Origin of the sequence: Chryseobacterium sp. T20, assembly GCF_047345655.1 — a bacterium.
Classification (GTDB): domain Bacteria; phylum Bacteroidota; class Bacteroidia; order Flavobacteriales; family Weeksellaceae; genus Chryseobacterium.
Map to the genome: position 1 here is coordinate 1 of NZ_JBLFDU010000011.1, position 13,947 is coordinate 13,947.

Annotated in this window: 15 protein-coding genes, 1 tRNA gene and 1 other RNA gene; 9 read left to right on the plus strand and 8 right to left on the minus strand. The window is 35.5% G+C overall.

The window, feature by feature from the left end; genetic code table 11:
• Positions 1-2: 2 nt before the first annotated feature.
• The 4 genes from ACMA47_RS19945 to rpsU all read right to left on the minus strand — a co-directional run bounded on the left by ACMA47_RS19945 (position 3) and on the right by rpsU (position 1,636).
• Positions 3-76: transfer RNA gene (locus ACMA47_RS19945), tRNA-Thr, on the minus strand.
• Positions 77-185: 109 nt separating this feature from the next.
• Positions 186-476 (minus strand): HPF/RaiA family ribosome-associated protein, encoded by a 291-nt coding sequence (locus ACMA47_RS19950; RefSeq protein WP_047435429.1) that lies wholly within the window; start codon positions 474-476, stop codon positions 186-188.
• A complete protein-coding gene (locus ACMA47_RS19955; RefSeq protein WP_413931310.1) occupies positions 473-1,360 on the minus strand; it encodes a tyrosine-type recombinase/integrase in 888 nt (295 codons plus the stop codon). The genes ACMA47_RS19950 and ACMA47_RS19955 overlap by 4 nt, the downstream gene beginning before the upstream one ends.
• Positions 1,361-1,438: 78 nt before the next feature.
• A complete protein-coding gene (gene rpsU / locus ACMA47_RS19960) occupies positions 1,439-1,636 on the minus strand; it encodes a 30S ribosomal protein S21 (protein WP_034693154.1) in 198 nt (65 codons plus the stop codon).
• A 269-nt stretch (positions 1,637-1,905) separates the two neighbouring features.
• Here rpsU and ssrA point away from each other — a divergent pair.
• The 7 genes from ssrA (at position 1,906) to pyk (ending at position 7,802) form a co-directional block, all read left to right on the plus strand.
• Positions 1,906-2,307, plus strand: a transfer-messenger RNA (tmRNA) gene (ssrA, locus tag ACMA47_RS19965).
• Between the two features lie 369 nt (positions 2,308-2,676).
• Positions 2,677-3,132, plus strand: a complete 456-nt coding sequence (locus ACMA47_RS19970) for a hypothetical protein (protein ID WP_413931190.1) — start codon at positions 2,677-2,679, stop codon at positions 3,130-3,132.
• A 488-nt stretch (positions 3,133-3,620) separates the two neighbouring features.
• Complete coding sequence (locus ACMA47_RS19975) at positions 3,621-3,860, plus strand: acyl carrier protein (protein WP_002976354.1); 240 nt, start codon at positions 3,621-3,623, stop codon at positions 3,858-3,860.
• A 34-nt stretch (positions 3,861-3,894) separates the two neighbouring features.
• The gene (fabF, locus tag ACMA47_RS19980) at positions 3,895-5,139 is read left to right on the plus strand and encodes a beta-ketoacyl-ACP synthase II (protein ID WP_034693118.1); all 1,245 of its coding nucleotides are present in this window, start codon (positions 3,895-3,897) and stop codon (positions 5,137-5,139) included.
• Between the two features lie 9 nt (positions 5,140-5,148).
• Positions 5,149-5,913: a ribonuclease III gene (gene rnc, locus ACMA47_RS19985; RefSeq protein WP_034693116.1), complete on the plus strand. Its 765-nt coding sequence runs from the start codon at positions 5,149-5,151 to the stop codon at positions 5,911-5,913.
• Entirely contained in the window at positions 5,891-6,364 is a 474-nt protein-coding gene (locus tag ACMA47_RS19990; RefSeq protein WP_413931191.1) for an IPExxxVDY family protein, read from the plus strand. The genes rnc and ACMA47_RS19990 overlap by 23 nt, the downstream gene beginning before the upstream one ends.
• Positions 6,357-7,802 (plus strand): pyruvate kinase, encoded by a 1,446-nt coding sequence (pyk, locus tag ACMA47_RS19995; RefSeq protein WP_047435450.1) that lies wholly within the window; start codon positions 6,357-6,359, stop codon positions 7,800-7,802. The genes ACMA47_RS19990 and pyk overlap by 8 nt, the downstream gene beginning before the upstream one ends.
• A gap of 187 nt (positions 7,803-7,989) precedes the next feature.
• Here pyk and ACMA47_RS20000 read toward each other — a convergent pair whose 3' ends face one another.
• The 4 genes from ACMA47_RS20000 to hutI form a co-directional block, all read right to left on the minus strand.
• Positions 7,990-9,282: an aldehyde dehydrogenase family protein gene (locus tag ACMA47_RS20000; protein ID WP_413931192.1), complete on the minus strand. Its 1,293-nt coding sequence runs from the start codon at positions 9,280-9,282 to the stop codon at positions 7,990-7,992.
• Positions 9,283-9,420: 138 nt separating this feature from the next.
• Entirely contained in the window at positions 9,421-10,335 is a 915-nt protein-coding gene (hutG, locus tag ACMA47_RS20005) for a formimidoylglutamase (protein WP_413931193.1), read from the minus strand.
• Between the two features lie 10 nt (positions 10,336-10,345).
• On the minus strand, positions 10,346-10,747 hold the full coding sequence (locus tag ACMA47_RS20010) for a hypothetical protein (RefSeq protein ID WP_413931194.1): 402 nt from the start codon (positions 10,745-10,747) through the stop codon (positions 10,346-10,348).
• A gap of 14 nt (positions 10,748-10,761) precedes the next feature.
• Complete coding sequence (hutI, locus tag ACMA47_RS20015) at positions 10,762-11,985, minus strand: imidazolonepropionase (RefSeq protein WP_413931195.1); 1,224 nt, start codon at positions 11,983-11,985, stop codon at positions 10,762-10,764.
• Positions 11,986-12,245: 260 nt separating this feature from the next.
• On the opposite strand from hutI, the gene ruvB reads away from it, so the two are divergent.
• Positions 12,246-13,268, plus strand: a complete 1,023-nt coding sequence (gene ruvB / locus ACMA47_RS20020; protein ID WP_062675795.1) for a Holliday junction branch migration DNA helicase RuvB — start codon at positions 12,246-12,248, stop codon at positions 13,266-13,268.
• A gap of 63 nt (positions 13,269-13,331) precedes the next feature.
• Positions 13,332-13,943 carry an FMN-binding negative transcriptional regulator gene (locus tag ACMA47_RS20025; protein ID WP_413931196.1) on the plus strand — a complete coding sequence of 204 codons (612 nt, stop codon included), beginning with the start codon at positions 13,332-13,334 and terminating at the stop codon, positions 13,941-13,943.
• Positions 13,944-13,947 lie beyond the last annotated feature (4 nt).

Below are 13,947 nucleotides of genomic sequence, written 5' to 3' on the forward strand. Positions count from 1 at the left end.
TGAGCCTCCAGAGGGATTCGAACCCACGACCCCGAGATTACAAATCACGTGCTCTGGCCAACTGAGCTATGGAGGCAAATATAAAAAAGAATTCAAAAGATCGCTGTTCCTTTTTTGCGAGTGCAAATATAGAACGGATTTTTTGAATTCTCAAATATTTTATAAACTTTTTTTAACTTTTTTTTCTATGCCATTTCTTTTTTCTTGATTAATAGCTTTTTAGCAGTATCAACACAAAGGTCCAAACTTTCTTCAAAACTTGTAGATGTCTTCTTTACTACGATATCGTCTCCCGGAACCGCCAAAATAATCTCGGCTGTTTTATTTGCTTTATCAGCATTATTTTCTACTTTCAAAAATACCTTACACTCCTGAATCTTGTCATAGAAGGTATCCAATTTGCTAACTTTTTTGTCGATGTGTGACTCTAGTGGTTCGTGTGGTGTTAAACCGATTGATTGAACTGAAATCTTCATAATTCTTCTTTTTTTGATGCTCGAGGGTGAGCCTGATTAAACACTTTTTTCAATTGTTCAATATTAGCATTCGTATAGACTTGAGTACTGGCAAGACTGGAATGCCCTAATATTTTTTTCACTTTGGAGATCTCCGCCCCATTATCCAAAACGTGAGTAGCAAAGCTATGCCGAAGGATGTGAGGACTTTTTTTTTCTTTCGTTGTTATAAGACTAAGGTACTTATTAACTACCACATAAACAAATTTTTCGTTGAGTTTTTTCCCTTTCTTATTGACAAAAAAATATGATTTAAATTCTGTCTGTGGATTTCTTATTTCCAGATAACTTTTAAGGAGTTCAGACAGTTCATCGGAAATAGGAATTACCCTTGCTTTATTCCCCTTTCCTATTACTTTTAATTCATTTTCATATAAGTCAACATTCTCAAATATCAGGCCACAAAGTTCCGCTTTACGCATTCCTGTCTGATAAAGAACTTCCATAATGCATTTTTCAAGTACATCATGTACCTGTTCGAAAATCCTTTCATTAAGGTCTTCCATTTCCTCTTTAGACATAGGAATCTGTTTTTCAGCGTAAAACTTCAGAGAAGAAACACCTTCGGTAGGAGAAACTTTAATCTCCCCTATTTTTAAAAGAAAAAGATAGAAACTACGGAGCGAGGATAATTTTCTGTTGATACTTCTTTTGGAAATGTCATTTTCACTGAGTTCAACAATAAAATTTCGGATAATCTTTTTGTCTGCCTTGGTTAAATTGCCGGAAGATTCCGTACGGAGAAAGAAATGAGAAAAGTCTTCAAGGTCTTTTTTGTAGCTTGTGACGGTATGAGGAGAATATCTTTTTTCGAATTGTAAGTATTCTAAAAATTTTTCCAGCATCATAGGTATAAAAATAAAAATTCACTCCTCAAATATAAGAATTTAAGAAGTGAATTAATATATGGTTAAGAAAAAATCTTAAGCCTGCTCTTCTTTGCTAAGCGCTCTTTGTTTGTAAGCCGCTTTTAGTCTAGCTTGTCTCAAAGTTACAGAAGGCTTAATAAACTGTTGTCTAGATCTTAATTGACGAACAGTTCCTGTTTTATCAAATTTTCTCTTGTATTTTTTTAAAGCTCTGTCGATGGATTCACCATCTTTTACTGGAATTATTAACATATTTTACATCTCATTTTGGATTGCAAAACTAGACAATTTTTATGAGAACACAAAATATATTGCAACAAACAATCACTCTTCCATTTTAAGTCTGTTAAAAAACCTCGTATTAAAGGCTATTACCAAGCAATAATATTTTATCCACAATAACTAGATATTCAATTCTTAATAACTTCAGGTTACTCATTTTGTTTCCTAATTTCTATTAAAACCACCTACATTAATGAAATGTAAACAAAAAGCATTATCTTTGCATTCACTTTATTCATGGGGTTGACTGGTTTCGACAGCAAGACCAATGGGTAAGTAAGCATGCAGAGAACCGTAGTGCGATCTCTATAATCCCTTGCTACAAAATTTTAACTGGCAACGAAGAGTTCGCTCTTGCAGCTTAATATCGAAGTATAGTAGATCAAGCGTTTTCCCGAAGATTTCAGTAGGGAAGCAAGATATTCCACAAATGCTCTGTTCTGCGGCGTTTGATCCTGGGATATAGGAATGCGGAAATAAGGCTTTAGAAGCTTTGGCTAAAGCTCGAAAACTTCAGAAGATAAGCTGGTAGTTGGGTGTCTATCCTCTGCTTCCAGTCGAAAACCAATGGTAGAATAAGCATGTAGAAAGCTTATGTATTGCTTGTTTGGACGAGGGTTCGAATCCCTCCAACTCCACAAAAAGGGAATCGGTTATAGTCGATTCCCTTTTTTAATCTCCAATTCCGTATTACAATTTTTCTGTTATAAAAAAAGATAAAATCATAATATTCAAATTCATCCACATCATTTTATCTCTTCAACAATAGATATTTGTTGTAAAATTTCCTTACAAAAAGAAACAAACTCAATTTACTTGTTTTTTACAATCTTATCTAATAGATCTTAACATAAAAAATTATAACAAAAAACATATCTTTACGTTATAATTTGGACAATAATAATAAAAACATTCTTAAGTGTGTCTCAAGAAAGCAAATCACAAACCAAATTTTTGATTTTAAACTAATAACATACTCCAAATTTGAGTATCTTTAAAATAACTAAACCATGAGAAATTTATTATTATCTCTTTTATCATTATCATTTTTAACGTTTAACTGTTCCGGGAATGATGATAACTTACCTAATAACGAACCAGAAAACACCACTACTCCACCACCTCCGACACAGCATTTCCATCCGCCAACATGGATACAAGGTGTTTGGGCCTGGAAACAAACTAGTGTTGCATCAGTTCAATACATAAAATTCACACAGGATGATATCATTTTACCTAACAATATAAGTTATAGTAGCTTAATAAATCAATCCCAAAATACAAATCTGGTACTAGCAATTGAAAAAGAAGGATATTCAAGTACATTATATTTTTATACAGAAACCCGCAAACCAGCTACCGGCAATCTGTATAGCGCTGATGAGTTTAGGGTAAAAAAAATAAATGACACATTAATGGTAAGATATCCAGATTTTTCTCCAGCTATCTACTATACAAAGCAATAACCATCATTAAAATCAGGCTGAAACTTAAGTCTTCATCAAAACAGTCTAATTAAGTAGCTAACCATAAATAAAATTCTCAGTTAGTCACAAATATTAATGTTTTGGCATTTCAAATAACATTACAACCAATATGACATAAACTATACAATTCATTGTATAGTCTATGAAGAATTTATAAAAAACTTTATAAGTCTTTGATTTAATAAGCTAGCCAATGGTAATTATACAGAAATAAATAAACTAATTTTCATAAAACACGAAGCTAATAATAGTGAAATTTGCACGATCTATCTTTTATATCTTCTTTTAGTTTTTCATGACAATTTACATCTCTACATTAACAACAATATAACCTCCTGAAAACGAAAAGACTAAAGCTAAACAATCTAAAATGAAAGCTTCTGGTCCACAAAAAAGACTAAAAAAATGTTTTATCGTAAAGAATTTTATATATTTGCACCATCTAACAATTAAAAAAATAATTTACTATGTCAGACATTGCATCAAGAGTAAAAGCTATCATCGCTGATAAGCTTGACGTTGAAGAAACAGAAGTAACTCCTGAAGCTAGCTTCACTAACGATTTAGGAGCTGATTCACTAGATACAGTTGAACTTATCATGGAATTCGAAAAAGAATTTAACATTCAGATCCCTGATGACCAAGCTGAAAAAATTACTACTGTAGGACACGCTATCGCTTACATCGAAGAAGTAGTAAATAAATAATATTCTTCAACAAAAAAGAAATTAAACAAAGTTTATGGAATTAAAAAGAGTAGTTGTAACCGGATTTGGAGCAATAACACCAATAGGAAATAATGCAAAAGAATACTGGGAAAATCTTGTGAAAGGTGAGAGCGGTGCCGCTCCGATTACTCTTTTTGATGCCACAAACTTTAAAACAAAGTTCGCTTGCGAGGTGAAAAATTTCGATCCGTTACAGCATTTCGATAAGAAAGAGGCTAAAAAGATGGACAGAAATACTCAATTGGGACTTGTTGCTGCAAGAGAAGCAGTAGCGCATTCCGGAATTATTGAAGACAATGTAGATAAAAACAGAGTTGGTGTAATCTGGGGTTCTGGAATCGGAGGATTAGAGACTTTTGAAACTGAAGTTTTAGGATGGGCCAATACGGAAATTCCGAGATTCAACCCTTTCTTTATCCCAAAAATGATTGCAGATATCACTCCTGGACATATCTCAATTGAATATGGATTCCACGGACCAAACTATACTACTGTATCTGCATGTGCATCTTCAGCAAATGCTATAATTGATTCCAAAATGCTGATCCAATTAGGAAAAGCAGACGTGATTGTGTGCGGAGGCTCTGAAGCAGCCGTTACAGCAAGTGGTGTCGGTGGATTCAACGCAATGATGGCACTTTCTACAAGAAATGACGATCCTAAAACAGCTTCAAGACCTTTTGACAAAGACAGAGATGGATTTGTATTAGGAGAAGGTGCGGGATGTATCGTTCTTGAAGAATATGAGCACGCTGTAAAACGTGGTGCTACAATTTATGCAGAATTACTGGGAGGAGGTCTGAGTGCTGATGCACATCACATGACTGCTCCACATCCTGAAGGCCTTGGCGCTTATCTGGTAATGAAAAGTTGTCTGGAAGATGCAGGCTTAACTGCTGATGAAGTAGATCATATCAACATGCATGGTACATCTACTCCATTAGGAGACATCGCAGAATCCAATGCAATTTCGAAATTATTAGGCGAGCACGCTTATGACATTCAGATTAATTCTACAAAATCAATGACAGGCCACCTTTTAGGTGCTGCAGGAGTTATTGAAGCTATCGCTGCATTGGGAACTATTATTCATGGTACTGTTCCTCCAACCATCAACCATTTTACTGATGATGAAAATATTGACAGCAGACTCAACTTTACGTTCAATACTGCTGTGAAGAAAGATGTAAAAGTAGCCATGAGCAATACTTTTGGATTTGGCGGGCATAACGCTTGCGTTCTATTTAAGAAAATCTAAATTCAATGAATGGAGTTACAGAAATACTTTTCTAAATTCCTTCTCAAAAAAAGAAAAAGACAATTAACGGAGAGAGAATATTTTCTCAGTACCGAGCTTAGAAAAGTATTGGGTACAGAGGTACAGAATATCGCTCTTTACCGCGAAGCTTTTTCTTTGAAAAATTCTTCTAAAAATCAAGACAGCAATTACGAAAGACTTGAATTTTTGGGAGATTCTGTTTTGGGTACAATTATTTCTTGTCATTTGTTCCAGACTTATCCTCAGGCCAACGAGGGATATCTGACACAAATGAAATCTAAGATTGTTAATAGGAAAAACCTCAATAAATTAGGAGAAGATCTCAAGCTTACCAGCCTTTTGCAAAAGCAAAACAGCTCATCAGCTTTGGGAGAGAATATCTCTGGAAATTTGTTTGAAGCCTTAATCGGTGCTGTTTATTTAGACTTCCATTATGATGCCTGTAAAAGGATTATTTTGGAAAAATTGCTGACCCCTTCTGAGATCAATAAGCTTGAAAACAAAATTGTAAGTTATAAAGGTCTCCTGCTCGAATGGAGCCAAAAGAAGAAGGTCAATATAAAGTACGAAACCTGCGAGGAAATACAGGCTAATAAATCTATCGTATTTAGGTGCCATGTATGGTTGGGAGACGAAAAAATTGCTAACGCAACGGAGACTTCCAAAAAGAAAGCAGAGGAAAAAGCAGCACAGAGAGCATTTTATATTTTAAACAAAAAAGAAAATATACTTGGAAATTCAAAAACTTTATGATCTTGATGATATAGAATTTGAAGATATTGCCATAGGATTGGTAAGATTAGCCAAAGATATACCTGCTCACGAGTTTTTCTACAAAATAAATCAAACCAACAACCTCAATTTTTCAAGAAAGAAGGATCTTGTTTTTCATGGGGGGTATTATGATTATTTTTTTCCAAGATTTGAAGCCTACCACAAGTATTCAAAGACCTGTTTTACCTTCATTTCCAATAAATCTTCTGAAAGTAAGCAAAAAAAAATTCAGACAGAACTCTTTACAGAAGAAGAAAACATTAAATTTTTATTAAATAATCAGGTAGATGTGGAATATATTCTGCATAGTTCGGAACAGTTTCCTGATTTTTCCGTAATTTTGCTCCCTGAAAATCTTGTGTTTCCAATTCAAGATTATACACTGAGTTCTGATGAGGAACTTTATCAAATTATCCAGTATTATGAATAAGTATTTAAAGAAGACAAAAATTATCGCAACACTAGGGCCTGCTTCATCGTCGAAGGAGGTAATGTTAGATTTAATGAAAGCGGGTGTTGATATTTTCAGAATAAATTTTTCCCATGCAGATTACGACTTAGTTCGAAAAAATATTGAAATAATTAGAGAGCTAAACAATGAGTATGGTTATTCTGTAGGAATCCTTGGAGACCTTCAGGGACCTAAGCTGAGAGTGGGAGTTGTAAAGGAGGGATCTTACCTGAACCCAGGTGATATTCTTACCTTCACCAATGAAAAGATGGAGGGAGATTCCACAAAGGTGTACATGACTTACCAACAGTTTCCGCAAGACGTAAAAGTAGGGGAAAGAATCCTTATTGATGATGGGAAACTAATGCTGGAGGTTATCGAAACCAATGAAAAAGATACTGTAAAAGCAAAAACTATTCAGGGAGGTCCGTTAAGTTCTAAAAAAGGAGTTAATCTACCTAATACAAATGTTTCTCTTCCTGCATTGACAGAAAAAGATATTCAGGATGCTAATTTCATGCTTGACATGGAGGTAGACTGGATTGCTTTATCATTTGTTCGTCATGCCCAGGATATTATCGACTTGAAAGAGCTTATTAAAGCGCATCCAAATGGTAAATTCAAGACTCCTATTATTGCGAAGATTGAAAAACCTGAAGGGGTTAAAAATATTGAAGAAATCCTTCTTGAATGTGATGGATTAATGGTTGCACGTGGAGACCTTGGAGTAGAAGTTCCAATGGAGGAAGTTCCTGCCATCCAGAAAAACTTGGTAGAAAAAGCAAGATTCTATTCCAAGCCGGTAATTATTGCTACTCAGATGATGGAAACCATGATCAACAGCTTAACACCAACAAGAGCGGAAGTAAATGACGTTGCCAACTCTGTATTGGATGGAGCTGATGCCGTAATGCTTTCCGGAGAAACTTCTGTAGGGAGATATCCGGTACAGGTTGTGGAAAACATGGCTAAAATTGTAAAGAATATCGAAACTACTCATTTTTACCAACACAAAAATGAACCTATCGAGAAAGATTATAACTGTATCGATGAAAGATTCATTACAAACAGGGTTTGTCTTGCAGCAGTAAGAATTGCTAAAACAACCAACGTTTCTGCTATTGTAACCCTTACTCATTCAGGATATACAGCTTTCCAGCTTGCAGCACACAGACCAAACTCTCACATCATCGTATATAGTGGAAACAGAAGAGTAATTACGATGCTGAACCTTCTTTGGGGTGTACATGCCTATTACTATGATATGAAGAAGTCTACTGACGAAACGATTATTCAGGTAAATATGTTAACGCATAACTATGGTTATATCGAAACCGGAGATTTCGTAATCAACATCAATGCTACTCCATCATATGAAGGTGGAAAAACGAATACATTGAGACTTACGACAGTATAAGCAATAAGCAAAATTACTTTTTGTCAAAGCATAAAAAAACTCCCGGAAATGAACTTTCGGGAGTTTTTATTTATAGCGTAAAGTTTACTGTTACCTTATAAACGGTGATTTGCCATTCTGAACGAAACGGAGTGAAGTGAAAAATCTCTGAGACTCCTGGACTCCTTGGAATGACATCCATACATATTTAATTACCTACAATGGTCTTAGCAGTCACAAATTCTTTTAAAGCTAATAAGGATAGTTCTGTTCCATATCCTGAAGCTTTTGATCCTCCAAATGGAAAACGTGGATCAGAACTTGTCATACGGTTGATATTGACTGTTCCAGATTCAAGGTTTTCAATGAAAAATAGCTGACGGTCTTTATTTTGAGTCCAGACAGAATTGGAAAGTCCGAAAGGAATATCATTCGCCATCTGTAAAGCTTCTTCATCAGTTTTTGCAATCATAACCATACCAAGAGGTCCGAAAAGTTCTTCTTTTAAAATTGGATTTCCTTCCTGAACTCTGATTAAACCTGGTTTAAATTCATTTTCAGAAACTCTTTCCAGAGGAATAATGATTTCAGCACCGTTTTCCAATGCTCTGTTGAACTGAGCTTCCAATTCATCAGCAAGGTCCGGTCTTGCCATCCCTGCCAGTTTGGTTTCTTTATCCAAAGGATCTCCAATCTCATATTTCTTATATTCTTCAATGAATATGGGTAAAAACGCATCTTCAATCTTTTCATCAATGATAAATCTTTTTGCTGCAGTACAGGTTTGTCCACAATTTTGAAGTCTGGATTTTGCTCCTGCTTTTGCTGCAGCTTCAAGATCTGCATCATCAAAAATAATGAAAGCATCACTTCCACCTAATTCAAGTAAAGATTTTTTAATATTTAAACCAGCAATTGAAGCCACTTCACCTCCTGCTTTTCCACTTCCTGTAAGACTTACACCTCTTACAGCATCATGTTCAAGGATTTCTTTTACAGCTTTATGCCCTACTTCAAGATTCTGAAAAATACCTTCAGGAAAACCTGCTTCCAGAAGTACTTCTTCAATGGCATTTCCACTTCCGAAACAAATTGAAGCATGTTTCAAAACGATTGTATTTCCAGCTAAAATTGCAGGAGTAGCAAATCTCAGCACCTGCCAAAAAGGAAAGTTCCAAGGCATTACACCTAAGATTACCCCTTTCGGAGCATAATGAACTTCAGAATAAGCAAATTCTGAATCAACTTTTTCTGGTTTTAATATATTTTCAGCAGTGGCGTAATAATTCATCATTAAAGCACACTTTTCCACTTCAGCAATAGATTCTGAAATGGGCTTATTCATTTCTGTAGTAATTATTTTCCCAAATTTCTCCGAATTATTCTTTAAAATTTCCGCTGCTTTTGCAATTAACTTCTGCCTTTCCTCAAACGGCACTTTTCTCCACACTGAAAACGCTTTATCTGCTTTAATAAGCTTGCTTTCAATTAATTGTTCCATAATATAAATTTCTGTTTTAAATTCAGCTAATGAATTTATGAGCGCTTTTATTTTAAAAGCACGGTGAAATTAGCAAATTCCATTCCTTAAGGGTCAATAAAATAATGATTTTCTCTATCGGAAGAATATAACTTTATCTTACATCATTAGCCATTCATTCACAAGACATGCTGCCAGTCTTGCTGTTCTGTCCTGGATATCAAAAGAAGGGTTAACTTCTGCCACATCCAGCGCCACCAATTTTTTATTTTTTAAGATATGTCTGTAAAAATGCATAAAGGCTGCATCTGCAAAGATACCATTATAGGCTGCAGCCGAAACTCCGGGAGCCACAGATGCATTAAAGACGTCCATACAAATGGTAAGATAGGCATAATCTACGCTATCCAGCAACTCATCAATACGCTGATAGATAGACGTAAGATTTTCAAAAAATAATTCGTCTGCCAGGATATATTTCATCCCATACTGATGGGCCGTATCAAAAAGTTTCAACGTATTGGAGTTTCTTTGAATTCCAATATGCAAAGAATTGATAGGACCTTCCTGAGCAATCTGCCAGAATCCGGTTCCTGAGCTTGGTCCTACTCCATTTTCCGGCTGTCGGTTATCAAAATGAGCATCAATATTAATAATGCCTATCTTTTGTTCCGGGAAGGCTGTTCTAACGCCTAAATAATGAGCATAAGTCACCTCATGACCTCCACCCAAAACAAGAGATTTTCCTCCTTTCAAAAGTACTTTTGAGACATTTTTGGCAAGATTATTCTGAGTATTTTCAAGATTACCATCCTCACAGGTAACATTCCCAAAGTCAAGCATTGAAAAGTCGGGAAGAATTACCGGAAAATTAGACATATTTTTCCTGATCACATCCGGAGCATCTTTCGCTCCCTGACGGCCTTTATTTCTCCTGACTCCTTCATCTACAGCAAAACCATGCAATGCAAAATCTCCTGTAGAAATATTGTCGTAATTACGTTCTTCTCTTACTCTTTGAAATAATCTGTGATAGAGAAGTTCTTCTCCGTCCAATCTGCCTTGCCAAATCATAATCTAAAAATTATTCTCTAAACCTGCCTCTTATTGTAGGTATAAATGTTCTAAAAAATAAAACTATAAATAGTATTAAAGCACCTCCAAATTTAAATTGCATACTTCTATTTTCCTTGCTAAAATAAAAAGTCACAATGCCTAAAGCAACAATAGCTATTAAGTAAAATGTAGAATAAAGATAACCTCCTCTATTCTCATGCTTAAATTCCCCGCCATTTGCAGCAAACATTTCATCCAACATATTATTGGCTGTAATAAACTCCACCTTTCTAATATCTGAAGTCAAATTCTTTATAATAAAGTCTTTCTTAGTTCCTGATTTTACAGCATTCAATGCATATTCAACATTTTTTTCAGGAACACCAAGAGATATATATTTTTCTTTAATCTCTTCTAATTTAATTTTCATGGTTGTGTTTTTATTTACTTTTTAATACCATCAATGTACACATGTTCTGCGTTCAAGCTTCCCTGATTGTAAAGTACATTCTGGAAATTGTTGGTTTTGAAAGTGACAAAATCTGCCTTTTTTCCTGCTTCTAATTGTCCTCTATCTTCAAGATTCAATGCATAGGCAGCACGGAAAGTTATTCCAGCCAAAACTTCAGCGGTAGTTAGTTTCTGGAAAGTAGCTAAAATTGATGCCTGGGTAATTAAATTTCCCATTGGGGCAGATCCCGGATTCCAGTCACTTGCTATGGCAACAATAGCGCCTGCATCTAATAATTTTCTTGCCGGAGTAAATTTCTCACCTAGTCCAAGGCTCGCTCCCGGAAGAGCTGTTGCCACCGTATCAGATTCTGCCAGAAACTGAATATCTTCATCTATTGTTGCTTCCAAATGATCTGCAGACTTCGCTCCTACTTCTACGGCAATTCTTGAGCTTCCAGGGGTAAACTGATCTGCGTGAACCGTAATTTCAAAGCCTAATTCTTTTGCTTTAAGTAAGAATTCTTTACTTTCTTCCGGCTGAAAAGCAGACTTTTCGATAAAGATATCTACTCTATTCGCTAAGCTTTCTTCTTTTACTTTTGGTAAAATTTCGGTAATGATATATTCCAGATATTCGGGATTGCTTCCTTCAAAATCTCTTGGTTTTAGGTGGGCTGAAAGACAGGTTGGAACTAAAGTGGCTTTGGTTTCATTCTGTGCTTTTTTAATAATTCTAAGCATCTTCAACTCGTTTTCCACATCCAGACCGTATCCACTCTTCACTTCAATGGTGGTAATTCCCAGATCAATCAAAAAGTTGATTCTTTCTCCTAAAGTTTTTAACAATTCTTCTTCTGAAGCATTTCTTGTATGCTGCACAGAACTCCAGATTCCACCACCGCTTTCCGCAATCTCCAGATAGGTTTTTCCTGCATTACGCATGGCAAAGTCATTCGCACGGTTTCCTCCGAAACAAATGTGAGTATGTGAATCTACAAAAGCAGGAAGAACAATCTGTTCTCCTTCAATCTGTTCGATTTCTATGGTAGGATTTTCTGTTTTTAATGTTTCAAAATTTCCAACTTTCTGGATGGTATTCTGATCTACTACAATTCCTCCGTCTACAATAATTTCCAGCTGCTCATCGGAAAGTTTTCCTCTTAATGGTAAGTTAGCAAGTGTTACCACCTGCTTAAATGGTCCTATTAATTTCATTAGTTTAAAGTTAATGCGTTGTTTAGCTTCAAGCTGATTCATTTTTATATCAGTACTCTTTTTCTAAACGTTGAAAATTTTATTAATTTTTATTAATAATTTCTCCTCTCAAAAATACTTAAAATATCCCAATTATTTAAATCTTAGCTGTTCTCATTTTCAACCCTGGCTTAAACCTCTCTATCAATCTCAACGTTTTCTCAATCTGCCCTTCAACCTTTGTCTAAATTTGCTATCTTTGAAGTAAATGAAATGAATTAATGCCAGATTTTTTACATCCAGATAAGGAAAACTACTCACGAGAGGAGCTGATGCAGGAAGAACAGATCCGTCCCCAGAGCTTTAAAGATTTTGCGGGGCAGAGAAAGACGCTGGAGAACCTTGAGGTTTTTGTTACCGCTGCGAAAAGACGTGGCGGAGCACTGGATCATGTTTTATTACATGGTCCACCGGGGCTTGGTAAAACGACTTTAGCCAATATTATCGCTAATGAACTTGGGGTAAACTGTAAGGTTACTTCGGGTCCTGTATTGGATAAACCCGGAAGCTTAGCTGGTTTACTGACCAATCTGGAAGAAAATGATGTTCTTTTCATTGATGAGATTCACCGTCTTTCTCCTGTAGTAGAGGAATACCTTTATTCTGCAATGGAAGATTACAAGATTGATATCATGCTGGAAACAGGTCCTAATGCAAGAAGTGTACAGATAGGACTGAATCCTTTTACTCTCGTAGGTGCTACGACAAGAAGTGGTATGCTTACGAAGCCAATGCTTGCCCGATTTGGAATTCAAAGTAGGCTGGAATACTACTCTATTGAACTTCTGTCTATGATTATTCAGAGAAGTGCAAGGGTTTTAGGTGTAGTTATTTATGAAGACGCAGCGATCGAAATTGCGAGAAGAAGCCGTGGAACGCCAAGGATTGCGAATGCATTATTAAGAAGAGTACGTGATTTTGCTGAGATCAAAGGAAATGGTGAAATTGAAATCAAGATTACAAAATATGCTTTGGACTCTTTAAATGTGGATGAATTTGGTCTGGATGAAATGGATAATAAAATCATGCGTGTCATGATTGAAAACTTTAAAGGAAAACCGGTTGGTATTTCCGCTCTGGCAACATCTATTGCTGAGAACCCGGAAACACTGGAAGAAGTGTATGAACCGTTTCTGATTCAGGAAGGGTTTATTATCCGTACTCCAAGAGGGCGAGAAGTTACTGATAAAGCTTACAAACATTTGAATATTACAAGACCTAAAAACCCGGGAGAGCTATTTTAATTCAAAGTTTTGAGTTCAAGGTTCAAAGTTTAAGGTTTAAGGTTAATGAGAATTGATTAGTTTATGTTTATACCCAAATTATATAGAAGCGAAGATTTTGATGTGATGCGAAAGATCATCAAAGAAAATTCTTTTGCTTTACTGATTTCTTCCGTAGATAAGATACGGGCGACTCATTCTATGATGATGCTCAATGAAGATGATCCTGAAAATATTTATGTTGAAACGCATATTTCAAGAGCTAACCCACAGGCGAAAACCTTAAAGAATGGTGATGAAGTTCTTTGTGACTTCTTAGGGGCTCATACTTATATATCCAGCAGCTGGTATGATCATATCAATGTTTCTACCTGGAATTATGAGGCAGTACAGATTCACGGAAAAGTTGAAATAATGAATCATGATGAGCTGTATGCTCATTTGGATAAATTAACGTCTAAATATGAAAGTTTTCAACAATGTCCAATGATGGTGAAAGACATGGGAAGGGAATTTGTGGAAAAAGAAATGAAGGGCGCTTTTGGGATTAAAGTTATTCCAACCGAAATATTTATCAAACAAAAACTTTCTCAGAACAGAAAAGAGAATGATTTTAACAACATCATTACTCAACTTGAACAATCTGATGATAATGCGAGAAAGATTGCTGAGAAAATGAAATTAATAAAGAAATAATCAA